Consider the following 15,121-nt stretch of genomic DNA (forward strand, 5'->3'; position numbering starts at 1 on the left):
GGCTGTAAATAAACTGTACTAACTTCATCTGTAGTTTTCTTAAGTAAGACAGCAGTTTGATTACCTCTATACCAAAGACTTAATTGATTGCATGTAATTTCGCTGAATTGCGTTTTTCTTTATCCTAAATCCATCTATTAAATTTTTTGTGTCTACTTGGTAGTGTCCGTCTCGGGATTACTCGTTCAAAATAAGAATGCTTACTTGTTCGCTATTTTCCACCTGAACAAGGTTATTAATGCCCTATTCCGATTATAACGTTGACATATCAAACTGAATATCCAATCTACAAACTCGGGCTTTGACAAAGAACATTTTAAGTAGAAGGTTTTTCGAATACATTAATGAAATACCTTGAACGAGAAACCTAAAAAAATGACAGGGGCAAGGACTATAAGTCCTTGCCCCTGTCATTTTTATTCTTTCACCTTAATTATTTGAGGCAATCATAGTTTACCTCCGCTTGTCCCCCCGCGATTTATCAATAACGGAAAAGGGGGAGTCAACGATTTCAATGTCTGCTTTATCTCCTAAGTGAATCCAATAACATCGCTCCCCAAATAATCGCCCTCTGTAATATGTACCTGAACAGTAAGCGGCCAAAGCGTAAGACCACATCATGATCGAATCATAACAATTCCGAATTCCCATGATATACTTGAATATAGTCTTTATTTAATGAAATGATGAACATTATTTATAGAAGTTAGAAGGCATGATATTGGAAGGGGAAAAAGAATATGACTGATTCATTCGTAGAATCTATAAGCAAGAATTTAGAGCTATTTGAAGTTCAATTATTTGAAGCATCTTTAGGTAATCTGAAAATTAAAGAGGATCCTTTACGTTATAACAACTTTGCATATAGCTTTCGCGAATTGACTAGGCATATTTTAAAACGGTTAGCTCCCGATGCTGAAGTTAAAAATTGTCAATGGTATGTGGAAGAGCAAGAAGTAATTACTAGAATAAATAGAATGAAATATGCTGTACAAGGCGGTTTGACAAGTGAATTCCTGCAAGACGAATTGCTTGTTAATACGCCCCAGATCACAAAAGCATTTAAAAAGGTAATTGATAAACTAAGTAAATACACTCATATTGAAGAAAATAGTTTTAACATAGACGCTTCAATTGGGGATATAATGGTGGAAAACTCACTTAAAGCATTAGCAGACTTTCTTGACACTATAGAGTTATATAAAGAAGACATTAAAAGGGCTTATATAAAACGCGTATATCAATCAATAATAGAAGCAATTACTTCCGATACTATTAATGAAATTGATATTTTAGCAACAAACTACAGTATTGATGAAATCTATATAGAGGATGTTTATATTGATTCGATTAATTCATCTTTACTACTTGTTAATATTGCTGGCATAGTAGACGTTGAACATCAGTATGGTTCAAACCGTGATTTTAGAAATGGGGATGGGGTAAGAATGATTATGTCCCATCCATTCAATGTCGAATTGCAAATTGATGTAATTACTCCTTTAGAAATAGATATTGAAATTGATGATATTAAAGTAGATAATTCAGGCTTTTATGATGAGTGAATTTAAAGGGGCAAACTCCTTTATTGGAAGTTTTTGAGTACGCTTAAAACGTATATCCGGTGCATAGGCCCCCCCTATCCTCAAGTCCATTAGGTTCCTTCATGTATCAATGCATTCGATAATTTACATATTAATCATTAGGAAGTGAGAATCAATGATTAAACTAGATAACAGTAGAATTGAACGTTTAGCTGTTCAGGCGATTGTAAATGAAGCTAATAGACCTGGTAATCATTTACTCCCAAATATCCCTATTGGGGACAAAGGGATTTCATTTGACGGAGATATTCAAGTATTTGAAAACGAGAATGAAACAGTACAATCGCTATTAGGAAGAGTCCCTATACAAGTAAAAGGCACCCAAGTTAATAAGTTTACAAAAGGATTAATTTCATTTACTTTTTCAATGGAACACTATAAAAATTATTACCAAAATAATGGTGTTTTACTATTTGTCGTTGAAGTCCAGCAAGATGGAAGTACAAAAACCTTTTATAAGAACTTGTTGCCTCTCGAATTAAAAAAATTAATTACCGATTTCGGAGAAAATAAAAAGCAAAAAAGTCGAGTTGTTTACCTAAGAGAATTAGAGGAAACAAATATTCAAACTATCTGTGAAAACTTCCTTTCGGAGAGTCCTAAGCAATCAATTGGTCTAGTCGAATACTGTCCTATTGAAATAAATGAATTCGATTCATTTAGCTTTAAAAGTTTAACTTTTAATCCAAATAATATTTCTACAGATAATATTTTCGAACATGACTTTTATATATATGGTACAAAAAAAGACTTCGACTACCCTATTGGATTTGGAGTAATAGGAAAAATGACTAGGGAAGGAAAAGAAGATTTCGAGGTTGATGGACTATCTTTCAATTTCCACTTAAAAGTTGAAGAGCGGGAAAACTTTATAAAAGTAACGATAGAAAATTCATTGGAAGTCATTTTTGATATTAATGACTCGGAACAACAAATTAAGTTTAATCTCTTTAATTTTCACTCCATTGCATCTCAACTAAAAGTACTCCCCTTCTTAGAGCTCTTATTAGCTGGGAAAACCGTCAGTTTTAGAGGTTTTTTCATCGAAATGAATGACCTTGATACAAAAGAAATGATCGAAAACTCGAAGCATAACTTTAATCTACTAAATGAGGTCAAGCCTGTTTTTGAAGAATTGAATATTCCTAACGAAACAATTATTATTGGAAATATTAAGGACATCTATTTAAAGATCCAAATGATTGCAGATATATTTGTGAATCATGATTATTCGAGAATAAATAAAGAGAGTCTTGAAAAAGGGGGTCTACTAAACCTATATGTAGGTGATTTAAGAATACTCGTCTACTATAATCCAAATGAGAAAAAACTATTAATCAATGCATTCTCTGAAACTTATAGTAAGTTTGAAACAGTTTTGCACTTTTGGGAATCAGATGAAAGATTTGCAATTAGCCCATTTATATTTTCAACTTCGAAAGAGCTAGAAACATGTGCTAATATCAACTTAAGAGTAATTCAGGATTCCTTCATGGACCCTGTTAGGGTATTGAACAATGTGACCTTTCTATGGATAAATAAATTTTGTTTAAGTTGCATAACTTCTTATGATAATACACAAAATACACAGTTCCTTGAATTAGCAGAATATGTTTATATGCAATTGAAGGTAACTGAATTAGATGCGGATTATGAAATGCAAATTGAGATCAATGTACTCCAGGTTTATTATCGTTTGAATGGAAGTCTGAATAAAGAACAAATTGAAGTACTCATTAAAATGAAATACAGTGCAGAATTCCGCGAAAATATTGCAGCGATGTTTAGCTGTAACGTATTGTTAAATAGTAAAACCGAAGCGGAGCACTTCTTTAACCGCTTAACTATAGAAGAAAGAACAGATTACTTGGTGCTTCCAATATATCAATTATATCTAAATATGAATTAGAGTAAGTACGGTAATATTAGTAATTGATTTATAAAATGGTATTATTTAATATATTAGTTTTTTCAATTCAACCACTCCACCTCCAGTCGATACCTTGAATATATTGTAAATACCATGAACTGTAAATCTAATAAAAGTGATTAGGGCAAGGACTTATTGTCCTTGCCCTAATCACTTTTATTCTTATTTCACCTTAATTATTTGGGGTAATCGTAGTTTACCTCAACTTGTCCACCCCCGCGATTTAACCGTAACGGAAAAAGGGGGAGCCAATGATTTTAACATCTGCCTTATCTCTTTGGTGAATCCAATAACAACGCTCCCCAAATAATCTCCCTCTGAACTATGTAACTGAACAGTTAGCGGCCCAAGCGTTACCTTCGTAACAACCACATCATGATAAATCCAATTAATGATTTTTCGCCAATCATCCGAACGGGTGCCAGGAATGAGATTGATTGATTTTTATTTCCACCGAAGCGAGACATAAATCCTGCGAAGTCGTCGGGGGCATTCGTGCCGGGTGCAATAAACTCACCGTCTAATAAAACCTCTTGACCAACAAATATAAGCTCAGGGAAGCGACTGGTGGTTATTGTTCCATGACGAGTATATGAATGGTCATTTCCAACTAACAGCCGGATACCATCAAACTTCGGTTCGTATAACCATCCCTCATCAGAACGTACTTCCTCTTGAGACTCCAATAGCATAGGCTTAACTAACTTCATGCCCGCTTCTTTTGTTCCTTGATTGTTGCAATGCTTTTCTCCATTGCCTCCATTAAATTAATAACATTCGATGGTTGTTCTGCATTCTTAGGTATTTTACTCTTAAGCAATTTTACTAAGCGTTCACGATATTCGTCGTGGTATTTAGTCGGATCAAATTCTGCTGTTAGTTGTTCGATTAAAGATAATGCAATTTCTTTTTCTTTTGCAGTTAATTTGACGTTAGTGATTTGTGGAAGGTCAATTGTAGACCTAACTTCATCTGGGAAATGTAACGTCTCTAGAACTAGATGGTTATCAAGTACCCGTACAGCTGCAAGACGTTCCTTAGAACGTATCGTTATCTTTGCAATGCCAATCTTTTTCGACTTGGCTAACGATTCCCTTAACAATGCGTACGCTTTTGAACCGTTGCTATCTGCAGCCAAGTAATAAGTTTATCAAAATATACCGGATCAATTTCTTTCAACTTCACGAACTCTACAATTTCAACTGATTTTTCTTCTATATCACTCTTCAAGCCCTCTAATTCAGCATCTGTAATAACTACAAATCGGTCAGTCGCATACTCGTAGCGCTTCACAAGTGACTTGGAATCCACATCCTCGTTACAAATAGGACATACCTTTTCCTGTTTAATCGGTTTCTTACATTTATCATGAATCTGCCTTAGCTTAATCCCTTTATCCTCTGTTGCCGAGTGTAACTTTACTGGAATTGTAACTAGTCCAAACGTGATAAATCCTTTCCAAACAGTGTTCACATCAATCACCTCACTCCTACGCCTGATTCATTTGTTCAACATATATAGTTTATATTTCAAAAGCAGTAAAACTGCCTGCGTCATCAAAATCATAAACTTGAATAACCCTGTCTGAAAATTGTTCTACTATATGTATGCTGCTTCCGAGCACTAGGGAAAGAACGTTGAAATCCTTTTCTTTTTTCTTTTTGTTGAATTCTAGTAGAAATGAATCGTTTAAAGTGTCCTCACCATCCGTAACGAAAACCAAATCGGCTTGTTTAAACCGACTTTCATTGATTACATTCATCGCTTCATCAAGCGGAAGTGCAAAATTCGTACCCCCACCTAGAAAGGTTCGAGCCAAACTAACCATATCAGACCCTTTAATTTTCCCTTTTTCATATTTATGAATTTCTGTCAGAGTAGAGAATAATATTAAGCAAAAATCCCTTCGCTGCCTTCTCGCAATGGACATTAGGGTTAATATAAAACCTTTGGATTGTGTATCCAGTTTGTACATACTGCCTGACTGATCTAGACAAAGTACGATTGGCCCCTTCTCCAATACCTCACGCCCTTTCTGTTCATATTGCATGGTTTGGCCTTCCACAAAGCGACGAAGAAAATCGTTCTTCGATAGTGGATGCATGTATAAGCCAAATTCCATCGGGAGTAACCTCTCGATATCGTTGCCTAACGTAACTCCCCTTCTTCCCATAGACTCTTTATGTATGGATTTCTGCTTTTTACGGGCTATCTGTTTGAATCTACCCGCCCACTCCGCTATTTCTTTCATCGTTTTATCAGAAGCCATTTTTTCAGCTAATGCTAGTTGGTCGCGTAAAGGAACCTTTTTTAATTCCGCATCACCACTCCCTGCACTACAGCCGCCAAGCAAAGACTTTAGACCGTCTTTCACTTGTTTTGTTTCTTGCATGGCTTGAGCCAATGCTTGTGAAAAGCTATGACCGTTATTTTGAAGCAACTGTTGCAATTTCTCATCAAATTTAGTCATCATTTCATTAAAAATCTCTTCTAACACCCGACTTCCACTTCCTGGATTTTCTTGCCAATCCTGCTCTTGAAGTCGCCTTTGCATTGCGTGAATTTCCTGGATCTGTTTTTGAAAGTCTTCATCTTCCTCTTTTTGGTCAGCCAGCCATTGATTCGTCTTTTCTCCGAATTTCACCGTGCCGATAGCTGACAATAAATCATTCAATCGGGTGAAGCTTCGGTAGTGTACAAAGGATTCATCCGCCATGATTCTGTCCATGAGTGTTTTATTCACCTTAAGTACACTGTCTACGTCCCCTGCCAAAATTTCTGGTTTCATCTTATATAAGGAAGCCCAAATATCAGCCAATAATGGTTCGAACATTGGCAAAGCACCTTCACCTCTTACCTTTTGAAGACCCAGAGACATGTCGAAAATTTCTTTGAAACGTCTTTTATCGTATGCGTCCGTATTCAAGACTGAACGATTCTTCATAAAGAATACCCCCTTTCACATATTAAAAAAGGTGCTGGTGGAGCCCCTCTTGTCATTTTGGGATTCAAAATACCACGGTTCTAAAATACTATCCAGGATTTCATGTTCCATCGAGGTCACTTTATCAAGTAATGGGCCAATATCAGCCTTCCGACTTTGATTGTTACTTTGGAGATTCTTCAAATCAGCCACTAAAGCTTTCATTTTTTGAGTTGCTTCCATTCCTGCTTCTGGCGAATGATCCTGCAGTATGGCGTAGAATACTTCATTTGCTTCATTTTGTATGGAGTAGAGGATCTGAGTAACAACATCTTGTGAATGGTTGCGAATAATGGAAGACACGGTATCTTTTTGATCCACCGTTTCCCAGAGTACATTTTCCAGGATGACAATATCATCTATCTTCACAACTTGCCTTTGGTTTATCAACGCCTTCGCTTGAAGGACTGAAAGCGACTGTTGAAACCGCCTGTCAGAAGGCCGAATTCCCTCGTCACGCAAATTAGTACGAATTTCCGAAAGAATTTCATACACTTCATCCGGTATTGTAACCCTGTCCGTCAAAAACTGGAGTTGAATCAATTCATCCATCGTCAAGGAAGGCATGGCCTGATTTTGACCGGTCCCCTTCATCATAGAAACAAAATTCGTATCATCCGCAATATAGTTTAGCTCGAACCGAAGTAAAAACCTGTCGAATAGAGCTTCAAGCCCTTCTCCTTCTTCAGGATATTCGTTCGAAGCACCAATAACTGACATTAAAGGAACCTTTACTGGCGTTCCGTTATTATAGAAGAGTCTTTCGTTGATAAGCGTCAGTAAACTATTCAAGATTGCCGAGTTTGCTTTGAATATTTCGTCAAGGAAAACTAGATTAGCTTCTGGCATTTTAGTTGCTGTATTCCTCTTGTACACACCTTGTTCAAGGTCTTTTAACGACAACGGGCCAAAAACTTCTTCGGGTGTACTGAACCTTGTCAGCAACCATTGGAAGTATTCTGTTCCTTGTACGATTTTTGCTAATTCAAACGCCAATGCGGATTTCGCAGTTCCAGCAGGTCCAATCATGAGCATATGCTGTCTAGAGAGCAGAGCTACAAGAATCCCCTCAACTTCGTTCTCTCGTTCGAAAAACCTTGAATTGAGTGCCTGTCTGATTTCCTCTAATTTTTTAAAATTAGTAATTGTCATTTTATATAACTCCTAACTTTGGAATGTAATTAAAAAAGGTATTCGTCTTCAAATGCATCTTGCTTTCCTTTACAAAGAACATGTCGAATTTGCCTCTGAAAGATTCTTGTTCTACATAACAGTTTGATGGATACTCAGTCATTTTAATCATCCAATTACTATAATTTCACCATAGATGTCTTTGCACCAACTATTCTTATAGGTAACGTCATACTACTGTTGAGTAACTCATTCAGTTGGCGCTGGAAATCCGATGAATCATCCCATTTAAATAGAAGGCATCTGTCTGGAAATAAACAACGCCTACAGTTTACAACGAGGGGTCTTCAATATCTGACAGTGGTATAGACAATGATTATCATATGAAAGGCAGTGACTGGCGCCAGTCACCGCCTTTCATAATAGTTAGAAAAATGAAACTCTTATAACATACTTTCCGTATAAGAAGTAGATAAAAAATAAAAAAAGAGGAGGTAGTTGAGACTATGTACCATAATAAATCACGTTCGAATCGTATTTCTTTCTTCATAGAGAAGGTCTTTCGAGGGAAGACTGGCGTTGTCATATCTGCAGCTCTTACATTCCTATTACTTGTAGGCTGTACTCAAGACGAACCACAAGACAAAAACATAGAACTTATTCAAGGCTATCTGGAGTATGAATTGACTACTCCAAATAAAGAAGCAATACAAGCACACAATGAACTGTGGAAGTGGGCTGAGAAACAGAACCAGGCGAGCGTACCATTCAGTAAAGAGTATAGCGCATATTTAAAGGATAGCTACGGACCTTATTTTTCCGAAAGTGGTTACGATAAATTAGTGAGAACTTATGTATTAATGTTCCACTTAGCGGCGGACAAATACGATTATCAGACAACTGTTAGTAAAATCGTTATAGAGCAAAATAAAGACACCCCAACGAATTATTACTTTACTGTTTATATTGAATATGAAAAAAAAGGGGAAGATAAAGTGGATGCAGAAATAACAGGGATAGCGATTCTTCGCCCAGGTGGAATAGAGGAGATTAAGTACCTTGGTGATAAGAAAATGTTGAGAACGCTTCTATCAGACGATTAAGTAGGAAAAGTAGATAATGAAATTTCAAAAGAAATCACCCAACTAATGGATGCTTATAGTTGTAGTTGATAAGTTGTTGTAAAGTGTCTCTCATAACTCACAAAAAAATATATAAAAAGAGCGCTTTTAGGGCGCCCTTTTTTAATGCTTTTATCGATGATAGTCTTCTCTTTAACGTTCTGAGTAAAGTACGATTTCCATTGTTATTTGTTTATTCCCCCAAAAGAGACCCCGTTAGTTATGTCACTGAAATTCTTCTGTTATCTCTTCACTCGTGAAATCGTCATCCCATCCCCGATTGGAATAAGAAGCGATTCCAATTGGGGATGATTTGCTACCGTTTCATTGAATGTTTTCATTAATTCTGTATAACGTTTTGGTTTCGCCTCCGGATTCACTACACTACCGCCAGCCAGTACGTTATCCGTCACGATTAACGCACCCGCCTCCGCAAGTCGAATGCAATAGTCTAAGTAATTTTCATAGTTTTCTTTATCTGCATCGATAAAGAAAAAATCAAATCGCTGCCCCTCGTCAACTAATCCTTCAAGGCTTTTCAAAGCTGGCCCCGTCCTATAAGATACTTGATCACCAAAGCCAGCCTTCGCTAAATTGCTAGCTGCTAACGTTGCATATCTCTCCTCTAATTCAAGGGAAGTTAATTTCCCTTCACTACCAAACCCTTTGGCAAGACAAATTCCACTATAGCCGCCAAGCGCCCCGATTTCCAGCACATTTTTCGCCCCTGAAATGGCTGTCAGCATCGTAAGTAGCTTGCCAGAAGAAGGTGAAACCGATATGGCAGGCATACCGTTTCCTTCAATCGATGCAATCACTTCCTCCAACAGAGTATCTTGCTTCGTAAACACTGAATCGATATATCCGTTAATTTTTTTCATCCAACTCAATCCCTTCCTCATTAGCATCTACCATTGGCTTGCGATCCGACATTTCATCTACATTGATTTCAAATAGTTGAATAAACTCATTAATGATCATATCAATCGCTTTTAATTCACCTACTAAAATCGGCTGGATTGATAGAAACTCGGGTTGATCTAACTGTTGCATAATAGTTGAACGCTTCAGATGCATACGCTCTAAAAACGCAATTGCTCTTCCTCGACGAAAGGTTTTCGCACCACGCTGATGCACGCCCTCTTCCCCTCCGTGGCGTCTGCCGCGATGACGACCTTCTCCCTTGATATGTTCTTCTCTCATTTGTATTCTCCTCCCTTTGTATACATTTGTATACTCAGTGTTATTATCTTAATTGTATACAAACGTATACACACTGTCAATATTAAGTTGTTTGTGTTTATTATAGAAAATAGAGGCTTAGGACTGTTCTTAATCATTTCTCTTTGTTGAATGGATCAAGGCTCGTTAACTCATCGATTGTTATCTTCAGTAAATCTTTCCACATGTCAAATCCATCCCGTTTGGGTAAGCATGCTGTAAACTCTTTGATTTCAGAATTGCCTTGGAGCAGACGCTATATAGAAAGTGACAATGACTTAAATTCAAAACGATATGTTATAAAGATAGAGTAAGTAGTTATTCACTCGTTCCCAAAGTCTTTAGCACTTCGTGTACCTGTACCTTCGGAAAGCGACGGATCAAAGACCACCATACAATTAACGAAAATAGCTGTTTAGGGGTGCGACTTTATCGCACCCCTAAACAGCTATAAATCCCGATAATGATGCAGTAGTCGTTCAATCCAAAGCGATCCGCAAGCACGTGTACATGGGGTGTCTAGTATTCACCGCAAAAGTAAGCAGTAATTTAATGGTTAAATTTAGTTGATTACTATTTGTACAATTAACTCTTTTACTTTCCCTAAAATATAGACTTAATATCACATCCATACCGCGCCAATGAATAATAAAAGGGTGAATGCTACTAAGGGACTGTCCTTCTACGCTTTACGCACCAGAGGAATTTGACCGTTCTTTCATTTTTTGATGCAGCTCATTCAGCCGCGTCATCAGCTCATCATATTCAGACAAGCTGATGTTACAGAGCTGAATTTCTTCTGCGACTTGTTTCGTGATTGGCCCCTGATCGCGGTGCGCTTTTTCTTCTAAATAAATATACACTTTTCGTTCATCTTCTTGTGAGCGTTCTTTTCGTACCCAGCCGTTTTCCTGCATACGTTTAATCATCGGCGTCAGCGTTCCGGTTCCGAGGTCGAGTCGTGTACCAAGTTCTTTCATCGATACTTCATCTTTTTCCCATAACGCTAAAAGCACCAAGTATTGCGGATACGTCAAACCAAACGGCTGCAATACACTTGTATACAGCTTATTAAACTCTCCAGCCGTTTCGTATACAGCGAAACAAAGCTGGCTGTTCAATGACAGAAAATCCTTCATGATAAAATCTTGTTCAAATCTTCTTCGATTTTTCCAGGTTCAGTTTGCGGCGAATATCGCTTTACAACCTCTCCTTGTTGATTCACTAAAAACTTCGTAAAGTTCCACTTGATTTTTTTCGAAAACAACCCTTTTTTCTCTGTCGTTAAGTGTGTGAAAAGTGGATCCGCATCGTCACCGTTCACGTCAATTTTCGCAAAAATGGGGAACGTGACACCATAATTCACTTGGCAGAATTCTGTTGTTTCATTAATATCGTCAAACTCTTGATTATTAAACTGGTCGCAAGGAAATCCCAAAACCGTCAGCCCTTCATCTTTGTACTTTTCATAAAGCGACTGCAATCCGCCATACTGAGGGGTTAATCCACATTTACTAGCTGTATTTACAATAATTAGAGGCTTGCCTTCATATTCTTTCAGTGACGTGATTTCCCCATTTGTTTTTTTTACTTCAAAATCATAAACTGATACCATTTTAAGTCTCCTTTTAGTTAATCACTATTTCAACATCAACGTTACCATTGAGTGCTTTAGAGTACGGACAGTAGTGGTGCGCTTTATTCACATATTCTTCCGCGACGGAATGGTCAACGCCCTCAATTGTTACTTCGAGCTTGACGCCAAGTTTAACACCTTTATCTTCTTTATCTGGGTAAAGAGAAACAGTCGCTATTACTTCACTGCTTAAAAAGTCAACTTTCCCCTTCTCCAACTGTAACTCAAGCGCACTGTTAAAGCATGCGCTGTAACCTGCAGCAAATAGCTGCTCCGGATTCGTTGCAGTTGTGACATCGCCCCCTAGTGCTGCTGGTTTTGCAACATCCAAATTGAAAATATTGTCCGGTGAATAGACATACCCATCACGTCCGCCTGTGTTAATGATCGTCGTTTCATAAAGTGCTTTCATGTCAAAAACTCCTTTTTCTTTTATTTAAATCGTTCACAACTAAATCGTACACGATTCATATTAAAAATGCAAATATAATCTAATTTCTCTTTTTGTTATTTCTACGTTGTGACACCCCATAGATAATCACCAAAAGAACAGAGCCTGTTTATGATGGAATTCGTCAGTGGATCGCTAATTCGGGGTTTTGAATGCTGAAGCATAAAAAAAATTAAAAATCCCTTTGGATACTAGTACCCAAAGGGATAAACCGCTGTAACTTTTAATAAACAGTACGACTTTATTTCAGATGTGTATGGTTTCTGACACTCATATAACTGGAGCCAGTTTATATTAGCATTATTTACTTCTCACGAATAATACTTTATACCACTGATTTACTAGAAACGGCATACAGGACAAGCAATAAATATAACCTAATTGTATCCCACTTAATGTTGCGACTTCAAACACACCCGTAAGCGATGGAACAAATAACACTAAATGTAAACATATAAAACCTATTAAAAATGCTAGCCAAGTATAGAGATTCGAAAACACACCTATTGTGAAGATCGATTCTTTAGATCTAGAATTGAAGCCATGTACTAATCTTGACAAACATAATGTTGCAAATGCCATTGTGCTTGCTGTTTGCGTATCCCCCGTTGACAACCCTATTCGAAAAGCAATGATCGTAGCTATAGCAATTAATAAGCCTTCGAGTATCACTTGAGTCGTAAATGTTTTATTTAATAATGGAGTGTTAATATCTCTTGGCTTGTCCTTCATTGTGTTTTTATTATGCGGCTCTAAACCTATTGCAATTGCCGGCAAACTATCGGTAAGTAAGTTAATAAATAATAGATGCACGGGTGCAAAAGGGACGGGTAAACCTAATACTGTTGCATATAAAACAACAAAAATAGCACCTGCATTCCCTGATAATAAAAATAGAATGGCGTTTTTAATATTCGTATAGAGGCTTCTTCCATTCGAAATAGCTTTGACAATCGTTGAAAAATTATCATCCGTTAAGATCATAGAGGATGCATCTTTCGCTACCTCAGTACCGGTTATCCCCATCGCCACACCGATATCGGCTTGTTTTAAGGCAGGACCATCATTGACACCATCTCCCGTCATCGCAACTACATTTCCTTTTTCCTGCCAAGCTTTAACGATGCGAATTTTATGCTCTGGTGTTACACGGGCATAGACAGAGAAATCTTGAACCTTTTCTTGTAGTTGTTGATCAGTTAATCCTTCAATTTCATGTCCTTCGATCGCTTCTGATGGATCGTTTAAAATACCAATTTGTTTGGCTATAGCAGTTGCTGTTATTTTATGGTCACCTGTAATCATAACTGGTTTAATACCTGCTTTTATACAGCTTTCAACCGCTGATTTTGACTCTTTTCTCGGAGGATCCATCATCGCTATTAATCCGACAAAAATTAAATCTTTTTCGACTTCGACATCGATTAGTTGATTTTTCGATATCTCTTTGTAAGCAATTGCAAGTACTCTTAAACCATTCATAGAAAAGTCACGATTCACTTCTTCAATTTTATTACGATGTTCATCCGTAATATAAAGTACACCTTCTGAGGTTTCAATTTTCGCAATTTTGGATAGAAGAACATCTATTGCTCCCTTTGTAATCAAAGTATAGCGCTGATTGAACTGATGTACTGTACTCATTAGCTTTCTGTCTGAATCAAAAGGTATTTCGGCCAGCCTTGGATAGTGATTTCTTACGATTAATTCGTCAAGATTGTACTGCTTCCCCAATTTCACAAGTGCAATTTCAGTTGGATCACCAATTTCTTTACCATCTCTTTCCAAGGCGTCATTACACAATAGTGCCTTTAAGATAAGATTTTTCTCAATCGCATTTTCTGTATGTAGTTCATCATGCGAAATGACTTTTTGATCAATATATACTTGTTGAACACTCATTTTGTTTTCCGTTAATGTTCCCGTTTTATCTGAACAAATAACGGAAATACTTCCCAGACTTTCAACAGCATAGAGTTTACGTATAATGGCATTTTCCTTCGCCATTTTTTGTGTCCCAAATGCCAGCACAATGGTAATAATCGAACTTAACGCTTCCGGAATTGCTGCAACCGCCAGCGAAACAGCAAACATAAACGAGTCTACTAACTCGCGTCCTCGAAAAAGATCAATAATGAAAATGGCTAAACAGATCATCGTAATTCCTAAAGCTAATTTTTCCCCAAAACGATCTAAATTTACTTGTAAAGGTGTTTTCTTCTCTTTCGCAGTATCCAGTAAATTTGCGATTTTCCCAATTTCCGTTTCCATTCCAATGGATGTAACAATGACGGTACCACGTCCATTGGTGACAAAGCTTCCAGTGAACACCATATTCTTTTTATCGCCAATCGTTACACGATCTTCTTTGATGGGCGCAGTACTTTTCGCAACAGCCAATGATTCACCTGTTAGCGAACTTTCATTAATATGCAAATTATGGCTTTCTGCTAATCTGCCATCAGCACTTATATAGTCACCAGCCTCTAAATAGAGAAGATCTCCAACTACTATATCTTCTGAAGAAATCTCTACTATCTGTTTATCTCGCATCACTTTTGCAACTGGAGAGGTCAAAGCTTTCAGATTATCCAAAGACTGTTCTGCCTTCACATGCTGCACAGTGCCCAGGATTGCGTTTAAAATAACGACAATCATAATCACAATCGTGCTTTCTACTTCACCTAATAGAAATGAAATGAAAGCGGCAATCAATAATATAATGACTAATAAATCTTTAAACTGTCCAAAGAAAACGGAGAATGTACTTGTCCTTTTTCCTTCCAGCAATTCATTATAACCGTATACTTCTTGCCTATTTTGGACGTCATAATCGCTCAATCCTTGATTTGTCACGTCCAACATCTCCATGACTTCAACTGATGATTGTTGATGAAATTCTGACATTCGATTCCCCTTCCAGCGTAAATTTAGTAGACAATACAATAGCACTAAAGCCTAGAAGTGAAATCTCTATGAATTATATTCAGTAGAAAAAATACTTCTATTTAATAATCTTTCTGTTAGCAAATCTCGATTCCCGA

At 37.1% G+C, this 15,121-nt stretch carries 12 protein-coding genes and 1 pseudogene; 3 read left to right on the top strand and 10 right to left on the bottom strand.

Annotated features, from left to right (window positions below):
* Positions 1 to 740 precede the first annotated feature (740 nt).
* Both ACP8HG_RS09025 and ACP8HG_RS09030 read left to right on the top strand, forming a co-directional pair.
* Entirely contained in the window at positions 741 to 1,565 is an 825-nt protein-coding gene (locus ACP8HG_RS09025) for a hypothetical protein (protein WP_338656115.1), read from the top strand.
* 154 nt (positions 1,566 to 1,719) lie between these two features.
* Positions 1,720 to 3,513, top strand: a complete 1,794-nt coding sequence (locus ACP8HG_RS09030; RefSeq protein WP_438298516.1) for a DUF4365 domain-containing protein — start codon at positions 1,720 to 1,722, stop codon at positions 3,511 to 3,513.
* Between the two features lie 374 nt (positions 3,514 to 3,887).
* On the opposite strand, the gene ACP8HG_RS09035 is transcribed toward ACP8HG_RS09030, so the two are convergent.
* The 4 genes and pseudogenes from ACP8HG_RS09035 to ACP8HG_RS09050 all read right to left on the bottom strand — a co-directional run bounded on the left by ACP8HG_RS09035 (position 3,888) and on the right by ACP8HG_RS09050 (position 7,669).
* Positions 3,888 to 4,226: a hypothetical protein gene (locus ACP8HG_RS09035; protein WP_438298517.1), complete on the bottom strand. Its 339-nt coding sequence runs from the start codon at positions 4,224 to 4,226 to the stop codon at positions 3,888 to 3,890.
* A 14-nt stretch (positions 4,227 to 4,240) separates the two neighbouring features.
* Positions 4,241 to 5,007 (bottom strand): annotated as a pseudogene (locus ACP8HG_RS09040) (Ku protein).
* Between the two features lie 49 nt (positions 5,008 to 5,056).
* Complete coding sequence (locus ACP8HG_RS09045) at positions 5,057 to 6,478, bottom strand: vWA domain-containing protein (RefSeq protein WP_338656112.1); 1,422 nt, start codon at positions 6,476 to 6,478, stop codon at positions 5,057 to 5,059.
* Positions 6,479 to 6,493: 15 nt separating this feature from the next.
* The gene (locus ACP8HG_RS09050) at positions 6,494 to 7,669 is read right to left on the bottom strand and encodes an AAA family ATPase (RefSeq protein WP_438298518.1); all 1,176 of its coding nucleotides are present in this window, start codon (positions 7,667 to 7,669) and stop codon (positions 6,494 to 6,496) included.
* 485 nt (positions 7,670 to 8,154) lie between these two features.
* On the opposite strand from ACP8HG_RS09050, the gene ACP8HG_RS09055 reads away from it, so the two are divergent.
* A complete protein-coding gene (locus ACP8HG_RS09055) occupies positions 8,155 to 8,751 on the top strand; it encodes a hypothetical protein (protein WP_067210762.1) in 597 nt (198 codons plus the stop codon).
* 260 nt (positions 8,752 to 9,011) lie between these two features.
* Here the strand turns inward: ACP8HG_RS09055 and ACP8HG_RS09060 are convergent, their stop codons facing one another.
* The 6 genes from ACP8HG_RS09060 to ACP8HG_RS09085 all read right to left on the bottom strand — a co-directional run bounded on the left by ACP8HG_RS09060 (position 9,012) and on the right by ACP8HG_RS09085 (position 14,984).
* Positions 9,012 to 9,650, bottom strand: coding sequence for an O-methyltransferase (locus tag ACP8HG_RS09060; RefSeq protein WP_438298519.1), 639 nt, complete (start codon positions 9,648 to 9,650; stop codon positions 9,012 to 9,014).
* On the bottom strand, positions 9,637 to 9,972 hold the full coding sequence (locus ACP8HG_RS09065) for a hypothetical protein (RefSeq protein WP_187045253.1): 336 nt from the start codon (positions 9,970 to 9,972) through the stop codon (positions 9,637 to 9,639). Before ACP8HG_RS09065 ends, ACP8HG_RS09060 begins: the two co-directional genes overlap by 14 nt.
* A gap of 707 nt (positions 9,973 to 10,679) precedes the next feature.
* Positions 10,680 to 11,129 (bottom strand): MarR family winged helix-turn-helix transcriptional regulator, encoded by a 450-nt coding sequence (locus tag ACP8HG_RS09070; RefSeq protein ID WP_438298520.1) that lies wholly within the window; start codon positions 11,127 to 11,129, stop codon positions 10,680 to 10,682.
* Positions 11,126 to 11,605 carry a glutathione peroxidase gene (locus ACP8HG_RS09075; RefSeq protein WP_187045255.1) on the bottom strand — a complete coding sequence of 160 codons (480 nt, stop codon included), beginning with the start codon at positions 11,603 to 11,605 and terminating at the stop codon, positions 11,126 to 11,128. Before ACP8HG_RS09075 ends, ACP8HG_RS09070 begins: the two co-directional genes overlap by 4 nt.
* Before the next feature lie 13 nt (positions 11,606 to 11,618).
* Entirely contained in the window at positions 11,619 to 12,038 is a 420-nt protein-coding gene (locus tag ACP8HG_RS09080; protein WP_340742414.1) for an organic hydroperoxide resistance protein, read from the bottom strand.
* A 339-nt stretch (positions 12,039 to 12,377) separates the two neighbouring features.
* Positions 12,378 to 14,984: a cation-translocating P-type ATPase gene (locus ACP8HG_RS09085; protein ID WP_438298521.1), complete on the bottom strand. Its 2,607-nt coding sequence runs from the start codon at positions 14,982 to 14,984 to the stop codon at positions 12,378 to 12,380.
* Positions 14,985 to 15,121: the final 137 nt, after the last annotated feature.

The organism is Sporosarcina sp. FA15 (assembly GCF_051550195.1).
GTDB classification, from domain to species: domain Bacteria; phylum Bacillota; class Bacilli; order Bacillales_A; family Planococcaceae; genus Sporosarcina; species Sporosarcina psychrophila.

Excerpts from the sequence above, each read along its gene's own strand:
- ACP8HG_RS09035 (WP_438298517.1), bottom strand. The coding sequence starts at position 4,226 with ATGCTATTGGAGTCTCAAGAGGAAGTACGTTCTGATGAGGGATGGTTA.
- ACP8HG_RS09085 (WP_438298521.1), bottom strand. The coding sequence starts at position 14,984 with ATGTCAGAATTTCATCAACAATCATCAGTTGAAGTCATGGAGATGTTG.
- ACP8HG_RS09065 (WP_187045253.1), bottom strand. The coding sequence starts at position 9,972 with ATGAGAGAAGAACATATCAAGGGAGAAGGTCGTCATCGCGGCAGACGC.
- ACP8HG_RS09030 (WP_438298516.1), top strand. The coding sequence starts at position 1,720 with ATGATTAAACTAGATAACAGTAGAATTGAACGTTTAGCTGTTCAGGCG.
- ACP8HG_RS09070 (WP_438298520.1), bottom strand. The coding sequence starts at position 11,129 with ATGAAGGATTTTCTGTCATTGAACAGCCAGCTTTGTTTCGCTGTATAC.
- ACP8HG_RS09025 (WP_338656115.1), top strand. The coding sequence starts at position 741 with ATGACTGATTCATTCGTAGAATCTATAAGCAAGAATTTAGAGCTATTT.
- ACP8HG_RS09075 (WP_187045255.1), bottom strand. The coding sequence starts at position 11,605 with ATGGTATCAGTTTATGATTTTGAAGTAAAAAAAACAAATGGGGAAATC.
- ACP8HG_RS09055 (WP_067210762.1), top strand. The coding sequence starts at position 8,155 with ATGTACCATAATAAATCACGTTCGAATCGTATTTCTTTCTTCATAGAG.
- ACP8HG_RS09045 (WP_338656112.1), bottom strand. The coding sequence starts at position 6,478 with ATGAAGAATCGTTCAGTCTTGAATACGGACGCATACGATAAAAGACGT.
- ACP8HG_RS09050 (WP_438298518.1), bottom strand. The coding sequence starts at position 7,669 with ATGACAATTACTAATTTTAAAAAATTAGAGGAAATCAGACAGGCACTC.
- ACP8HG_RS09060 (WP_438298519.1), bottom strand. The coding sequence starts at position 9,650 with ATGAAAAAAATTAACGGATATATCGATTCAGTGTTTACGAAGCAAGAT.
- ACP8HG_RS09080 (WP_340742414.1), bottom strand. The coding sequence starts at position 12,038 with ATGAAAGCACTTTATGAAACGACGATCATTAACACAGGCGGACGTGAT.